Source organism: Formosa sp. F44 (assembly GCF_056238645.1).
On record NZ_JBWDLJ010000005.1, the window covers coordinates 29,148 to 44,484 of the forward strand.

Annotated in this window: 16 protein-coding genes and 1 other RNA gene; 3 read left to right on the plus strand and 14 right to left on the minus strand. The window is 33.5% G+C overall.

What is annotated here, in order from left to right; translation table 11 throughout:
- Positions 1-141: 141 nt before the first annotated feature.
- Positions 142-744 carry an N-acetylmuramoyl-L-alanine amidase family protein gene (locus tag AC0UBM_RS15365; protein ID WP_475689219.1) on the plus strand — a complete coding sequence of 201 codons (603 nt, stop codon included), beginning with the start codon at positions 142-144 and terminating at the stop codon, positions 742-744.
- Positions 745-853: 109 nt separating this feature from the next.
- Here the strand turns inward: AC0UBM_RS15365 and AC0UBM_RS15370 are convergent, their stop codons facing one another.
- The 6 genes from AC0UBM_RS15370 to ssrA all read right to left on the minus strand — a co-directional run bounded on the left by AC0UBM_RS15370 (position 854) and on the right by ssrA (position 6,532).
- Positions 854-1,516: a P-loop NTPase family protein gene (locus AC0UBM_RS15370; protein ID WP_475689220.1), complete on the minus strand. Its 663-nt coding sequence runs from the start codon at positions 1,514-1,516 to the stop codon at positions 854-856.
- Complete coding sequence (locus tag AC0UBM_RS15375) at positions 1,500-2,252, minus strand: hypothetical protein (RefSeq protein WP_475689221.1); 753 nt, start codon at positions 2,250-2,252, stop codon at positions 1,500-1,502. The genes AC0UBM_RS15370 and AC0UBM_RS15375 overlap by 17 nt, the downstream gene beginning before the upstream one ends.
- A gap of 3 nt (positions 2,253-2,255) precedes the next feature.
- Positions 2,256-2,540 (minus strand): helix-turn-helix domain-containing protein, encoded by a 285-nt coding sequence (locus AC0UBM_RS15380; RefSeq protein WP_475689222.1) that lies wholly within the window; start codon positions 2,538-2,540, stop codon positions 2,256-2,258.
- Positions 2,541-2,844: 304 nt separating this feature from the next.
- Positions 2,845-3,687: an RteC domain-containing protein gene (locus AC0UBM_RS15385; RefSeq protein ID WP_103192096.1), complete on the minus strand. Its 843-nt coding sequence runs from the start codon at positions 3,685-3,687 to the stop codon at positions 2,845-2,847.
- A gap of 700 nt (positions 3,688-4,387) precedes the next feature.
- Positions 4,388-5,623 carry a site-specific integrase gene (locus AC0UBM_RS15390; protein ID WP_103192095.1) on the minus strand — a complete coding sequence of 412 codons (1,236 nt, stop codon included), beginning with the start codon at positions 5,621-5,623 and terminating at the stop codon, positions 4,388-4,390.
- Positions 5,624-6,135: 512 nt separating this feature from the next.
- Positions 6,136-6,532: a transfer-messenger RNA gene (gene ssrA / locus AC0UBM_RS15395) on the minus strand.
- 242 nt (positions 6,533-6,774) lie between these two features.
- On the opposite strand from ssrA, the gene AC0UBM_RS15400 reads away from it, so the two are divergent.
- A complete protein-coding gene (locus AC0UBM_RS15400; protein ID WP_475689223.1) occupies positions 6,775-7,980 on the plus strand; it encodes an NAD(P)-dependent oxidoreductase in 1,206 nt (401 codons plus the stop codon).
- Between the two features lie 143 nt (positions 7,981-8,123).
- Here the strand turns inward: AC0UBM_RS15400 and AC0UBM_RS15405 are convergent, their stop codons facing one another.
- The 6 genes from AC0UBM_RS15405 to AC0UBM_RS15430 form a co-directional block, all read right to left on the minus strand.
- Positions 8,124-8,798, minus strand: a complete 675-nt coding sequence (locus AC0UBM_RS15405; protein ID WP_475689224.1) for a PepSY domain-containing protein — start codon at positions 8,796-8,798, stop codon at positions 8,124-8,126.
- 106 nt (positions 8,799-8,904) lie between these two features.
- Entirely contained in the window at positions 8,905-9,669 is a 765-nt protein-coding gene (locus tag AC0UBM_RS15410; protein WP_475689225.1) for a PepSY-associated TM helix domain-containing protein, read from the minus strand.
- A 4-nt stretch (positions 9,670-9,673) separates the two neighbouring features.
- Positions 9,674-9,973, minus strand: coding sequence for a hypothetical protein (locus AC0UBM_RS15415; RefSeq protein ID WP_475689226.1), 300 nt, complete (start codon positions 9,971-9,973; stop codon positions 9,674-9,676).
- A gap of 10 nt (positions 9,974-9,983) precedes the next feature.
- Positions 9,984-10,322 (minus strand): hypothetical protein, encoded by a 339-nt coding sequence (locus AC0UBM_RS15420; RefSeq protein ID WP_475689227.1) that lies wholly within the window; start codon positions 10,320-10,322, stop codon positions 9,984-9,986.
- A 58-nt stretch (positions 10,323-10,380) separates the two neighbouring features.
- Positions 10,381-11,097 carry a DUF4198 domain-containing protein gene (locus AC0UBM_RS15425; protein WP_475689228.1) on the minus strand — a complete coding sequence of 239 codons (717 nt, stop codon included), beginning with the start codon at positions 11,095-11,097 and terminating at the stop codon, positions 10,381-10,383.
- Between the two features lie 13 nt (positions 11,098-11,110).
- A complete protein-coding gene (locus tag AC0UBM_RS15430; protein WP_475689229.1) occupies positions 11,111-13,501 on the minus strand; it encodes a TonB-dependent siderophore receptor in 2,391 nt (796 codons plus the stop codon).
- Positions 13,502-13,681: 180 nt separating this feature from the next.
- On the opposite strand from AC0UBM_RS15430, the gene AC0UBM_RS15435 reads away from it, so the two are divergent.
- On the plus strand, positions 13,682-14,047 hold the full coding sequence (locus tag AC0UBM_RS15435) for a DUF1801 domain-containing protein (RefSeq protein WP_434036736.1): 366 nt from the start codon (positions 13,682-13,684) through the stop codon (positions 14,045-14,047).
- Position 14,048: 1 nt separating this feature from the next.
- Here the strand turns inward: AC0UBM_RS15435 and AC0UBM_RS15440 are convergent, their stop codons facing one another.
- Together AC0UBM_RS15440 and AC0UBM_RS15445 are read right to left on the minus strand one after the other, a co-directional pair.
- Positions 14,049-14,516, minus strand: coding sequence for a GNAT family N-acetyltransferase (locus AC0UBM_RS15440; RefSeq protein ID WP_475689230.1), 468 nt, complete (start codon positions 14,514-14,516; stop codon positions 14,049-14,051).
- 3 nt (positions 14,517-14,519) lie between these two features.
- Positions 14,520-15,326, minus strand: coding sequence for an META domain-containing protein (locus AC0UBM_RS15445; protein WP_475689231.1), 807 nt, complete (start codon positions 15,324-15,326; stop codon positions 14,520-14,522).
- Positions 15,327-15,337 lie beyond the last annotated feature (11 nt).

Below are 15,337 nucleotides of genomic sequence, written 5' to 3' on the forward strand. Positions count from 1 at the left end.
GTATTTTAAATAAATAATTTTATTTGAATTAGCTTGGTTTTATTTCATCTCATATGATATCAAAATTTATGATTTCAGACCAAGCACTAGTGAGAAACTCGAAATTTAAAAATGAAAAAAGGGCTTAAAAACGTCAGTTTTATGATTTTACTCTTCCAAATGTGCATCTGTTTTGGTCAAGACCTAGGTGCTCAAAAACGCATTGTAATTGATGCAGGTCATGGCGGAATAGATTCAGGAGCTCTAGCTAGAAATGGAACTCAGGAAAAAGACATTGTTTTGAATGTGTCTCAAGAGGTCTTGCGATTAAATTCTAGCTTAAAAGAACCCCATCTCATTTTTTTAACCCGATCTACTGATACTTTGATTTCGCTTGGTGATAGAACCCGATTGGCTATGGCGTTAGATGCCGATTTGTTTTTGTCTTTGCATTGCAATCATGCAAAAAATGTAAATGTGAGGGGAGTTGAAGTTTATGCTTATACACATTTTTCCAAGTATTCCAAGACCGCCGTTTGGATAGCCTACCTGTTGCAAAACCAGTTTAAAAAACAATTAGGCTTTGAGAGTCGAGGCGTGAAGTTTGCAAATTTTCAGGTGTTACGAGACACTGCAAAGCAGTGTCCTGGGCTACTTTTAGAGTTGGGATTTTTATCTAATACAGATGAAAATAGCTTTCTGACTTCCAAGGAAAATGTCACAAGAATGGCTTTAATTATTTTAAACATACTAGAAACCAACTAAAATAAATGATCATGAAAGACCTGGGATTAGAAATTGTAAATTGCTTAAAAGCCATAGCCAAAGCTTTGATCTTAGAATTTTTAAAATGGAAAAACTCTAATAAAAATCCCTAGGAGCGTTTGTCTTTTGAGTTTTTATCAAAAGCAATTAAATTAAATAATTCACGCATTCGACTTCGAACTCGGTTCCCGTAGCGTTCTTCCAACTCTTCAGCATTGAGGTTGGTGGTGGCATGGGTTTTAATCTTGTGTTTGGTTTGTAGATAAAGCTCGTAGCGTGATAAAAGCACTTCCCCCATAACATTCAAATCCTTGCCGTAATACCTACCTGAAGGCTCAATGCCGAGGTCATCAAAACAGAAAAACTTTGTATTGCCGTAATCTTCAATGGTTTTAAAACCTAGGTGATTAAAGCTGAAAGCGATATTACGACAGGGAATGATTTCATAAGGGCGTTGCAAGGGGGTGAGATGTCGAATGAGCTTCATTAGGCTTGTTTTGCCACAGCCTACTGGTCCAGATAGTAGTATGCCTTTATCCGGATCGATATTGTCTTTATTGCAATTTTTCTGATCCTTGATTAGATAATGGCATAGCTTACGAATAATCACCAGGTCGTCGTCGTAAATTTTAAAATGCTCTCCGAAAAGTAATTTACCTTTGGCGTTCAAGTAAATCAAAATCAGGTCAAAATCGTAGATTATATTTTTGCCATCAAATTTTCCTAGGGCATATTCTATGCCGCCTTCAGTAATTTTAGAGGGGTTGTCCATAGTCTTTGTCTTTAGTGGTTCGTAAGTTGTCCTTAATATGGGATACTTGTTTTTTGATTGATTGTTTTCCTAGGCTGAATAGCTCAGTTCTGTCCATCCAATTTATGGCTATAGATTTCCAATCTCGAATGTCATTTCCATCGCTAGTTTGCCAGTCTCGGTTTTTGTAATACTGAAAGAATTTTTTTCCTTCATCAGCATTAAAATCTTTTTCAATAAAAAATAATTTTACCTCCTGCCAGCCCTTTGGCTGTTTTATATTGTTTACTTGTTTAGTAATGTTTATAGTAGATACCAGTGCTTGTCCATTAATGGGACGGTTGTGTACCAATGCTTGTCCTCTCATGGGACTGTAGTGTATCGGAGCTTGTCCATTATTGGGATTGTTGTGTACTTCTACTTGTCCAGATGTGGGACACTCTTGCTCGGAATTAATAGAGTCATTTGAATCCAAAACAGTCATTTTTACCATGCTTCCTTTGTATGGATTATGAGATGGAAAATAGCTTAAATATCCCCAAGAATTTAAGTCGGAAATACATCTGTGATATGTGGATTTTGAGCCGATTTTTGATGCTTGCATCAAATCGCCTCTATTAATGAAGAATACTTCTACAAAACGATTACTATTCCACTCTAGAAACAAGGCCATATATAGGCTGACATGAGTTGGATTCAATCTTGTATCAAGATGGAATTTTTCAAAAGCTGCGTGAAGTAACTTTATGTAATTCATAATCTACATATTTTTGTCAATATCTACTTTGTTTTCTATCATAACAGCTTGAATTTCTTCGGCAGAATAGTAGATTATACCACCAATACGTGTGTATGGAATGGTACCATTAAGTCTTAAATTTTGTAAAGTTCCGGAGCTTATTTTAAGCAAACTCATAACCTCTGTTGATTTGAGATAGGTTTTTAATTGTCTTTTAGATTGTTCTGCTAATAATCGTTTGATGTCGTCGATTAATTCTAATTTGAATTCGTGTAGATCGTCGGTGGTGATGATACTTGTTGGCATAATGAATGATTTTTAATTAAACATATAAGCTACAATTTTTTAGGAGTGATGTGCTTTGGCGTGAATTGAGCTTCTTTTGACAAATTTGGGGTAGTTTAGTGGAATTTTCACCCTATCACAGCTCTACTAATGCCATATTTTAACATTTGTCAAAATGGAGGGTTTTGTAATCTTTTCGACAGATAATCAAGATGAAAATGCAGAAAAACGGATGGTTTTATGGGGATTTCAGTGCAGAAGAATATTCACAAGAAAAATACCCCATAGGGTAGTAATAGGGAGGTAATTAAACAACGTAAAATTATTAGTCATTAGGGTCTACGCTATCTTTTTTATTCAGTTCATTTAAATATGCGATTAACATAGCATCTGTAAATTGAGTTGGTCCTTTTGACCTTGTAGCATTTTCATTACGAGTATTATAAAACCCTTTCATTTCAATATCAATTATTTCTTGAAATTTTCGTGCTAAATCTATAATAGTTATATTGTTTTTGGTATGAAGTCCAGATGCACTAAGTAAAGAGATAAGTTCAACAAAAGCCGAAAAACCAAATGGCCATATTAGTTTAGTGTTTTTTGTATGGTCATTTAAAGGGATAGGGTTTTCAATACAGAAGAGTCTCTTTTGAAGATAGGCAACAAAAGCAGAGCATGCCTTAAATTCTGCAAGTAGAGTGCTTTTTGGAGTATTAAAGTCTAAATCTTCATTATATAATTTTGAAATTGCAAAACCAGTATTCGAATTGTGTTTTCTCGTAAAATAATGCTCGTCAAAGTGAGTACTCTCTAATTCTAAATATTGCCCGAAATCTATGTTCCGCAAAAAGAATCGGTTAAAGCGATGCAGTTTAAATTCAATTAATTGACGTTGTGATTCCTTATCACATTTAGGTAATTCGAGTTCAAAACTAAATACTTTTAAAAAGTAAATAAGTTCTTTTTGAGGAATAATTTTAGTGTATTTAAAAAAATCAATTTCGTGTTGAGTAGATTTGAATCCATAGGTTATAACCTCTTTTCTAAGAAGCCGTAACACACGTCTAGATAATTCAATAGAACGCATTGATCTTAATTTAATTCCTGGGGCAGAATTTTGAATATTTAATAGTTCTTCTTTAAATTCAGTTAGTAGTTTCTGCTTCATATTATTGGTTTTAGGTTGTTAATATGAATACGTAATGCATTTAAAAAAATAGTAATGCTTAAAAAAACATGTCTCATTACAGAATACTATTTTTTTTAAGCTTATATCTTAGATGTTTTTTAGTTTGTTTGGTGTTAAGTATGGTTAATAGCTGTGTAATTGTTTGATAGTCATAAATATAGATAATTTTATCCAATGGTTAAAAAATAAATATTTTTTATTCTAAGAATTGAAAAAAGAAAAGTTTTTAGAGTTTATTTTAAGAATTAATTAAATTTACTCCTTAAAAATTAAGAATTTAATTACGATAAGGTTAAAATAGATTTAAATAGTGTGAGGGGGCTTGTTAAAACACCTGTTTTTAAGAATATTAAAGTAATTTTAATTGTTTTTATGAAACCAATTAATTATTACTACCGCTCTAAGTCAGAAATCCGGTATATAAGAAAGAATAGATAAAGAAAGACAACAACTTGTGTTAGAGATATTTCTATTAACTGAAAAAAGGGTAGAATCCGAAAATATTGAATTACGTGATTTATTAGCACTACTCGTTGCAGGGTCCTACTATCTCGTGCTTCATGGAAAATCTACAGATTCTCTTTCTTGCGGCATAGATATTAATACGACGCAAGATGTGAATCGTATAAGAGATCTGATGAGTTTTATTTTGGATAAAACTTTAAGTAATTAATTATGTTTATTTCTGTTTTTGGATTGACTTATTATTTAATTTTTCTCTCAAGATATTCATGTCTTCACTTACTTTGCGGTCAACAATTTTTGCATAGTGTTGAGTTGTTCTTAGTGATTTATGACCTAACATTTTACTCACAGATTCAATAGGAACTCCATTGGTTAAAGTTATAGTAGTAGCAAAAGTATGACGAGCCAAATGAGTTGTCAATGGTTTTTCGATGCCACACATTATGGCAATTTCTTTTAGAAAAGCATTCGATTTTTGATTACTAAGCACTGGGATAATATGATTGGTAATCTTTACTTCTGGATGATCTGAATAGCGTTCTATGATTTCTTCCGCTATGGGTAACAGAGGAATGCTACTTAATGTATTAGTTTTGGTACGCTTTATCCGAATCCACTTTCCGCCATCTAAGCCGATAACAATATCTGATTTTGTTAGTTTTGCAACATCAGAATAGGCCAAGCCAGTATAGCAAGAGAATATGAACATATCTCTAACTAATCGTAACCGATCTATATGCAGTTCTTTATAATATAACGAATCAACTTCTTCTGTATTTAGAAACTCACGTTCTACAGTTTCATACTGAACCTTATAATTATAGAAGGGATCAATATCCATCCATTGATTAGCTAAAGCTATTCGTATTATCTTCTTTAAATTATTGATATATTTTAACGCTGAATTATGGTTACATTTTCTAACCGTTTTTAGGAAAAATTCAAATTTCACAATAAATCGATTATCAATATCTCTTAACCTCAGATCCTCTTGTTTGTATTCTTCTTCAATAAATTGTTTTACATGATCATAACATGTCCAATATCGTTTTGCTGTACTTATAGAAATATCTTTTCCTGCTAAGGTGTCTGTTCTGTTATTGTGATCTAAAAATATTTCAAGGAGATATTTTGATTTTTTACCTCCACCTTTTAAGGCTGTCATTAATGACGCGGCAGTTATTCGTTCGTCTTCATCAATTTTCTTTTGATGAATTTTATATAATTTATGTTTTAGGTTATTGATATGATTGTTTATTTCAATAGCATCTCGATCCTTTCCAATAACTTTTTGTTGTTTGGAGTTCCATCGTTTCGGATCTATCCTACGGGTAATGCTATACTCCAAGCGTTTTTTTGCAACAGTAAGTCGCATGTAAATTGGTGCTAATCCTTTACTGTTTGTTTTCGATGATAATAAATGAAAAAGGGTGTGAAAATCTGTATTCATAGCGTATTGTTTTAGAAAGTTTTTTCTTTTACTTTCTAAGTTACATTATTTTTCACAAACTTTAAAATTGCATGTATTTCGTAATAGGCAGTAAATCAGTGTGTTAATCGTGTTTGGGTGACCTGTTTTTGGAAATTGAAATAGGTCACCGAAAAGGTCACCCGAAGGAGAGGATTATTTTTTTTAATTTTAAATAAGCGGAGGGTTTCGGAAATTGGTTTTTTAATTGATGAAAATCAACTTTTATTTAAAAAAAAGAGAAGGATATAGTATAAAATAAGGACTAAAAAGAAAACAATATTGCAAAGATAGGAATGTTAAAGACTTATTGTAATATGTTGATTGTTAATAAATTATCTTAATTTTGGTGACCTTTTTTTATTTGTTTGTGATAGGTCACCGAATAGGTCACCTTTTAATTGATGTCATTTGACATTAAATAATATCAATATTAATAAAAAACCCCAAAATCAAAGAGATTTTGGGGTTTTTATAGGCTTCTAATAAGCTTCTAGTGGAGTCGGAGAGAATCGAACTCTCGTCCAAACAAGTCACCAAAGGGCTTTCTACACGTTTATTCTTTTCTTGGGTTTTCGTTTGTAATCTGGTTAAAGACAACCTAATTACAACTTATCTTTTTTAGTTTCAAAATCAAGTCAAAGCGCCTCAATTTCTATATTGACATTTACGATGCCTCAAAATGGAACGCCGTCAATCAAGGCTTTCCGGAGACATAAAGCTTGTACACCTTGTGTACCTAGGCCAATCCTACTATAGTTCGGATTAAGCAGCTAAAGCGTAGTTATTCTCGCCGTTTAAAAAGTTTGATCTAGCCTTTTACGTGTTTCAAAATCATTACACGACGTGCTTACCGTTCAATAAATCTCGCTGTCAAAACCAGTCGACCCCATTGTAGTAAGTGTTTTTGGGCGTTCCCCTCCGGGTCAGGTCTTCCGTTATATCTTTTTAATTTTAATGAAATTAAAAAGGATGCCACTTCAACCCTTAACGCAACTTATAAGAACCAAATATAGGTTAAAATAAGGAATGCAAAGCTATTAAAAAAATTTGTTTAAACTCGCAATTCCATGTAATTTAGTACAAAATTTGTGCCAGTCTATTCAGGTGTCAGAACTATAAAATCCTCAACTATGAAATTTGCAATTATTAAAGAACGTAAATCCCCACCAGATAGACGTGTCGTGTTTTCACCGAAAATATTATTGCAAGTCAAACAGCAGTTTAAAGAGGCCAGTTTTAAAGTTGAAAAATCTAAAATCAGAATATTTCCAGACGAAGTATACAAACTTACTGGATTTACTTTGGCCAAGGATATTTCTGATTGCGATGTGTTTATAGGTGTAAAAGAAGTTCCGGTAGATTATTTATTTCCGAATAAATCGTATTTCTTCTTCTCTCATACCATAAAGAAACAACCATATAACAGAAAATTATTACAGGCAATTTTAGATAAAAACATAACACTTTACGATCATGAAACCATTATCGATGCTAAAAATAATCGATTAATAGGCTTCGGACGTTATGCTGGAATTGTTGGAGCATACAACACCTTTAGAACTTGGGGCTTAAAGTACGATACGTACAATTTACCTAAAGCGACGACTTTAGCCGATCAGAAAGCGTTAAATACGCAATTGCAAAAAATTACAGTCCCAAACATAAAAATTCTTTTAACTGGAGGAGGTAAAGTGGCTCAAGGTGCTACTGAGATTTTAGAAGTCCTTAAAATAAAGAAAGTCAGTATAAACGATTACTTAACAAAAAGTTTTTCGACAGCTGTATATTGTAATATCGATGCTTTAGATTATAATGCACGTAAAGATGGTAAGGTAAAACCTCTTAAAGATTTTTTTAAGAATGCTAAGCAATACGAATCAACTTTTATGCGCTTCGCTAAGGTGTCTGATATGTTAATCACCGGTCATTTTTACGGAGATGGAGCACCTTATTTATTTACTAGAGACGATGCCAAATCGGCCGATTTCAATATAAAAGTCGTCGGAGATATTAGCTGTGATATCGATGGACCGGTAGCGACAACAATTCGACCTTCAACTATCGAAAATCCAATATATGGTTATAATCCGCAAACGGAGGAAGAAGTCGATTTTAAGTCAGATGATGCTATTGCTGTTATGGCAGTCGATAATTTACCATGTGAATTACCAAATGACGCCAGCGTAGGTTTCGGGAAAATGTTTTTAAAACACGTAATTCCTGCCTTTTTTAATAATGATGCCGATGGTGTTTTAGAACGTGCACGAATGACTCAAAACGGAAAACTAACACCGCGCTTTGCGTATTTGCAAGACTATGTAGATGGTAAAGAATAAACGATAAAAATAGTGAGCTATACTTTCTAACATATAGTTGAACGTATTATGCTTTATAAAACAAAAAAGTGAACTGCTTATATTTTTATAAGTAGTTCGCTTTTTTTTATTCCATCTAATGCTATCTTATTCAGACTAAAGCATTAAGATTTAGGTTTGCTTTTTAATTTAAAATACACATATAGTGTGATTGCCGATAAGGCAATCCAAAATACATCGATAAAAAAGATTTGAAATTGATTGTTCTGATAGGTTGACCATATCCAATTATTAGTCGTAATACCATTTGTAATCGGAATTAAAAATCCGAGTATAGACCCCAATAGTAAGGTGTTTTTATTCGTGAAATAATTGTCTTTTTTAATACTGTAGAATAGCGTTAAGAGTAACCATCCTATAAAGTAAAAACTATAAATAAACGTTTTGCTAGCATGCTCATTTAATTTTACAGCAATAAAAGAAAGCGCGGTAATAGGGTACATGCTTAAACAAATGGCGAGGTAGATGGTAACCAACCATTCGTTAAATCGTCTTTTCTTTTCGGAAATTGTTTTCTTATTTCTAGCAACGCCCCAAATCATAACTCCAGAAAGAATGACAAAACAAGAAATTATACCAAGTAAAAAACTGACTAACTTTAATGTCATGCCACCGTAATCACCATAATGTAAACGAAACATCACATTTTTAACGCCATCTAAATAGGTGGCACTTTGGTTAGGGTCTTTTTTATGAATAAGCGCGTCTGTATTAACTTTATAAATCGCTTCTCCAACTGCAGTATATTTGTCATGGTATTTTAAATGGCCTTCTATCATAACGTGCATATTGGCATCACCATAATTAAAAATATGAATTTGAGTCGCATCAAAGTTAGGCCATAAAGCTTCCGTTTTATCGACGTAATAATTCAGACTAAAATCTTTATCTAAAGGTGTGTGTGTATTCGTATTCTGGATGAGAATATCCTAAGTCATCATAAAATTTAGCCGAATCCCCGTTAAAAAGAAAAAAAACAGTAGGGGCAATAATAATGGCTTTTATCATAAAAAACGCACCCGTTACGGCATACACAAACTGAAATGGTAACCCGATAACTCCTAAAGCGGTGTGTGCATCTGTCCACAATGTTTTAAGCTTAGCATAAGGTCTAAAGGTGTAAAAGTTCGAGACTATTTTACTCCAATGCACAATAACTCCTGTAATGATGGCAAACAAGAAAAAGAACGCGATAAATCCTGCGAGCATATAGCCTATAGGTTGCATTTGGGCAAAAAAGTGCAGACGGTATAGAAATTCACCTAATGTGTAATCTCCCTCATAAGAATTCTCTGCATAGGTTTTAGTATCTAAAGTCGAATACCTGTTTGCCTTAGTATTTGGATTAAGTATAGTGTCTTTTGGAGCAGAAAATGCAATGCCTATACGTTGTTCAATAAAATGTTTAGAGAGTTCTATATCTCTACTATTTAAATTATAGGTTGTATTTAAGGTATCTAAGGCCTCATCGAAATCTAAATCGAAGGCTTCAGTATTTTTTACTGTTTGATTGCGCTCCCAGTTTACAATTTCATCTCGAAAAAATGAAAACGAGCCTGCGAAAAATATCACATAAAGCAGTACGCTAATTACGATACCACTAATAGTATGCGTATGAAATAGAATGTTATAAATTCTTTTATCTCTCATAAGATTAAACTAACGGATTATAAAGAGTTCCTAAATATAGTATTGAAGAGAACAGTAAGGTTGTTAGGATGTATATACCCCAAATTTTCCATCCGTTTTTAGCTATAAACGCCACAACCATAAGTGTCGCCCATAAGATGAATCCTGTGAATGCTGAGGTGATAATTATGTTGGTCGCACTTATCCAAGAGGTTAGTGCCATATGGAAAGACATGCTTACCAAATAACCGCCAAGTATTCCCGCTGTTATTTTAGCAAACCGTTGCCATGGTGATGTTGTAAGATATTTTTTATTTGCTGGCATACAATTAGAATTAAGGAATGTGGACTAAAAATTCGAAAGCAACACAAAACGCCATACAAATAAAAAGCATTTTGGCGTTGAACAATTTTAAAGGCGCTAAAAGCACAATTAAACTCGCAACCGTCATAAGATTAATTAAAAATAAAAAGATTCCTGCACCTAAACCAAACACCTTTATTGTTAAAATACAAGACAGTATAAGTAAAATGAGTCCTGCTATTTTCGAAGCCGATTGGTGCTGTACCAATTTGTTTTCGAAACCCAATAGGTTGGGAGCATCCATTTTTTTAGATGTTGTATACAGCAAATAAAAGCCGATAATAACTAATAAAATTGCAATTGAAATCATATCTTTTATAAATTGAAACAACTCTGAAAGGATTACTTACAGAGTTGTTTTAAGTTTTTTATTGAATACAGTAGGTTGCACAATGCCAGATAAATTCGTAATCTTTACCTTTAAACTTGCCAGGAACTTCTTCCTTTTTAGTGGCTTCTAGTATGTATTTTGTTTTCCACGGACGTTTAAAGGTAATGTAGCCTTCTGCGTCTGTTGTTAGTTTTTTAGACCAATTGTCGGCGATAAACAAATCGACTTCAGTTTCTCCCAAAGGTTGGCCTTTAAATAACACTTGCAGTTTAACATCTTCAGAATCATTAGCAACTTCAATAACAGAAATTCCTGTGTCATTTATGTTATTCGTGTTGGTTGTTTTGGATCCAACTTGGATAACTGCCGAAGCATTGTAATGTGTTTTAAAAATACCGAAATCATATTCAGAATAATCAATCACATCAATATCATCGTTATCTAACACTATGGTATATGTACCGTCGCTTTTTGGTGTAAATGATGCTACATAACGATCGGTCTTAGCAGTTACGTCTAATTTCGTTTTATTGCCTTTAGCATCAACCGCCCAAAGGGTAAAAGCTTTTACTGCTGGAAAATATTCACCTTCTACACGTTCCAAAACGCCATTGGTGTACTCGCCATAAAATACATGTACCTCTTGTGCTTTTCCTTTTTTACCTTCAGCATTAGTTTCAATCCATAAGTAATGTGCAAAAGTAGGAGTGACAGCACATATTACAAACGCAAGCGTTAAAATTAATTGTTTCATAATTAAATACGTTTTAAAATTTATAAGCAAAATTCGCCAATACAGATCTTGGTTGCTGAGGTGTTAGTGTAGACCAACCTGAATAGTATTCTTCATTAAACATGTTGTTTAATTTTAAACCTACGCGGTATTTGTCTGCGGCATAATATACAGATGCGTTAGCAATAATATAACTTGGTACAGTAAATACGCCTGAAGTGTATCCAGAAGCATTTATAATATCACGTTCGCTAGCTCCGTTAAATCCTGCGCCTATACCAAAACCTTTTATAGCCCCGGTTTCAAAAATATAGTCGGCCCATAAATTATATACGATGTCTGAACCTGCTTCTACTGGTCGCTCACCAATAGTAGAGGCTGTACTTGCTTTTTTAATTTCACTATCGTTATAGCTATATCCAGCTCGTATGTTTAATCCATTTACGGGGTTGGCATTAATTTCTAATTCAAAACCTTTACTAGACACTTCTCCATCCTGAATTTTTCCAAACACATCGTTTGGATCTGTCATAAGTCTGTTATTTACGAGAATGTTATAGTAGTTTACCGTTGCATTTAAGCGGTTGTTAAATAAGTTGGTTTTAACTCCGAATTCAAATTGATTGGCTTGTTCTGGTTCGAAATTTTTAAGTTCCTGTCCTGTAGTCGCATTTGGATCTCCAACCAATTGCGGACCAATATTTGTAAATCCGTTTTGCCAGTTAGCAAACACAGACAACTTATCTGCTATAGGTTGGTATAATAAACCAAATTTAGGAGATACTGCAAACTGATCGTAATCATCGTCATTATTGGTAATATCACCTTCATTATCGAATTGATCGAAACGTACACTGGCCATTGCAGATAATGTAGATGTTATATCTAATACATCCGAAACATAAGCACTATACACATTAGAACGTGTTTTGTAATTATTAATACTCGCACCAGCCAAAGCCGCATCAACTCCTGCAGTTGTTAGTGGGAAACCATCAACTTCTTCTCCGGTAGACGGTGTTACAGCGCCGTAACCCACATAGCCACTTCCGTTATCTATTCCAGTTACAGTATAATAATCTAAACCAATAACCACACGGTTTCTTAAGTTTCCGATTTTAAAATCACCATTAAAATTTTGTTGAATATCTGTCGTTCTAGTAAGTGCATCTTGTTTATTTAAGTAACGAGAAAAAGTACCAGCGCCAGTTAAATCGTATAAATAGGTGTAATACCCTTTAGTAGAGGTTACACTTCTAGACACTAAGGTTTGCGAGTTCCAAGCTTCAGATAATTTATAATCCATTTCGACTCTGTAATTCTGAGTAGGATTTTCTAATGTTAGAGCATTACTGGTGTACGATTTTTTATTATCGTAACCCAATTCGTCCAAGTTTGCATATTGCATTGCTCCAGCACGACTTAAAAATAACATGGTTGGATTTGTTTTTTCTGCCTGAGTAATTTCACCATAAAAAGAGAACGATAACTTATTATTTACTTGATATGATAACGACGGTGCTACGAAAAATGATTTGTTAAACCCAGCATCTTGAAAACTATCTTCTGTATGGTAAGATGTGTTTAATCTGAAATAAATGTTTTCAGATTCATCTAGGGCCGTGTTAAAATCTCCTGTGATTACATTTAATCCATAAGATCCAGCCGTGTACGAGACTTGTCCGCCAAATCCTTTATAAGGTTTTTTAGTCACCACATTAATTAATCCGCCATAAGAACTTACCGAAGATCCGAAAAGCGTAGCCGATGGGCCTTTAATAACTTCAATACGTTCGATGTTTGCCGCATTAATGGTTCCGTTTGTTAATCCAGGAACACCATTTACTAATTGAGGTTGCACACTAAATCCGCGTAACGAATAATATCCAGCGCCATCTCCACCACGTCCGGTAGAGGTCCAAAGTTTCTGAATCCCGGTAGCATTATCTAAAGCTTGTTCGAAATTTGTTGTGATTTGAGATTCTAGTAAATCTGTAGTTACAGTAGAATATACTTGGGTGTTTTCTAAATCTTTTAAAGGTAATTTAGACACGTAAGCCGTTTGTTTTCTAGCAAACATATTACGACGCTTACCATCGATAACAACCTCAGATAAAATTTCTTGTCCTTCGTATAATATCACAGTTGGTAAGGTAATATTGCTATTGGAAACAGAAAAAGGAACTTCTTTTGTTTTATATCCTAAGTAAGAAACCACAGCAGTGTATGATCCTGTTTCAATTTCAATTTTAAAGTGACCGTCTATGTCGGTCTGGCTTCCTTTACTTGTGTTTTTTATTAAGATGTTTGCACCTGCAATAGGGGTGTTCTCTGAATCTGTAACCGTTCCGTTTACAATTATTTGTTGCGCATTAATAACAAAAGATGTTAGCAGGAATACAGCAAAACTGAATACTATTTTCATTGTTTTTATTTAGACTTATTATTAATAAAGAAGAGTTTCTGCGACAAATGTATAATAGAGGACCATATTATCAAAGCTTATTTATAATTAATTTAAATAAAAATAAAATAGGGGTTTCGTAGACCTTGATTTTTAAAGGTTAATAGTATCTTGAAATTTTAAATAAGAAGATAAAAACAGATGAAACCCGCCGAAGAACACATATTACGTCAGCCAGAACCGTATCAATCCATCATGTTGTATGTACGAAGTGTGATAATGAAAACCTTGAATGTTGAAGAAAAATACAGTTATAAGCTTCCGTTTTACTATTATAATAAAAAGTCTTTTGTGTTTTTAAATGTGTTAAAAGGCACCGATTATGTAGATGTGGTATTTATGGATGGCGCGCTTTTAGAAGCAGAATTTCCCGAATTACAAGACGCCAATAATAGGAAACGTGTGCGGTCAATTCAAATTAAAAATTTAGAAGAATTAGATGAATTACGCTTTGTAGAACTTCTTAAATCTGCTTCAAAAATTAAACTGAAGACTAAAAAGATATAACCTATAATGTTTTCTTCACAATATAATTCTCGAAAACTAAACCTTTAAAGGACTTTTTCTGTTTTTTAATTATGTCGTAATATTTATTTTCGAAAAAAGGTAAAGCTGTTTTACTGACATCCGAACGGATTTCAGTATACTCTTCTACCATAACTTGCGATTCCATAGTGCGCAGTAGGGAAGAAGCAACACCTTGTCTTTGGTAGTCTTTATGCACAAATAAGCCATCTAAATAATAGCCTTTCTTTAAATACGCAAAACCAACAATTTCTGTTTCATTTTCGGCAACAATAAAATAGAATTCAGAAATACGTTCTAACCATACATCGGTTTCATTTGCACCAGAAGCCCAAACCGTAATTTGTTTTTCGTTGTAATGTTTGGAATTTATATGGGTAACGGTGTTTCTAAATAGTGAGGTGATTTCTGGTAAATCGGTTTCAGTGGCTTGACGAATTGAGATATCCATAAGTTAATCTACTTTTTTAAAGGTTAGCGTGTTCCCATCAGGATTAGATAAATACAAGCGTCGGTTTTCAATTTTAAATTGCGTACTACGTTCTAATTCTTTTATAAACTGAGCTTCTTTATTTGTTGGCGGACACATTTTACGAGTGGTTATAATCTCTTTAAAACGAATTTTAGATTGTTCAGAAAATATAGAACCACGCATGGTATTACATCCGGCATAACCCATAAAAGAATTTTCGCTGGTATTAATCTCTAAGTTAGGCAATTCTTTTGTGAATTGTTCTGTGCTTACGTTTTCGTCTTTAATAGATTCTAAAACCCAAATGTCGTGCAAGCGATAATCTGTAATGTATTCCCCGCAACCTTTAAGTGATTTAAAATCGGTTTCTGTGTTTTGTTTAAAATCTATTAAAACCGTATATGGGTGTGTTTTAGAATCGGAATCTGTACACGGATTCATTGAAATCTTAATTTTAATTTGTGCAGATTCAGTTTCAGAACGATACATTTTTACGTTAGCATCTGCTGCTAAAATGGCTTCGGGCAACGGAAATCTGTAATCCTTTGCGTTCAAAGAAAACTTAATGGAATCTTGAGTTAATTGCAAGTTCCAATCGGGATGTGCTCCTGAGCTTTTAAAAAACAATCTACTGTTACGATTAGGGGTGTTAGTGGCTACTGTATTAACAACCTTGGTTGTCGGTTCGATAACTGTAGAACCCGGTTTTACGGTCTCTTTTTTAGATTGGCCACAACTAAAAAGTGAAACTAATATAATAAATACGAAACTGTCTTTTAAGAATTTCATAAGATTAAAAA